Below are 385 nucleotides of genomic sequence, written 5' to 3' on the forward strand. Positions count from 1 at the left end.
GTTCTCGAGAAGGCTAAGCGCATGGTAGAGTGTGGACACGATGTGGTTATTCTCCTCGATTCCATCACCCGTTTGGCACGTGCCTATAACACCGTGTCGCCAGCTTCGGGTAAGGTGCTCTCGGGTGGAGTGGATGCCAATGCACTGCATAAACCCAAACGGTTCTTTGGTGCAGCCCGCAACATCGAAGGTGGTGGTTCACTCACCATTTTGGCCACTGCCCTTACCGAAACCGGCTCAAAAATGGATGACGTAATATTTGAAGAGTTTAAAGGAACCGGTAACATGGAGCTTCAGTTGGATCGCAAGCTTGCCAATAAACGCGTATTCCCATCTGTCGACATCATGTCGTCGAGCACCCGAAGAGAAGATTTGCTACTTGACA

The 385-nt window shown here is 50.4% G+C and carries 1 pseudogene; it reads left to right on the forward strand.

Annotated elements, in window-relative coordinates:
• A pseudogene (locus C6366_RS21405) lies at positions 1–385 on the forward strand (transcription termination factor Rho); the annotation flags it as partial.

The sequence above is a fragment of the Desulfonatronum sp. SC1 genome (assembly GCF_003046795.1).
Taxonomy (GTDB): domain Bacteria; phylum Desulfobacterota; class Desulfovibrionia; order Desulfovibrionales; family Desulfonatronaceae; genus Desulfonatronum.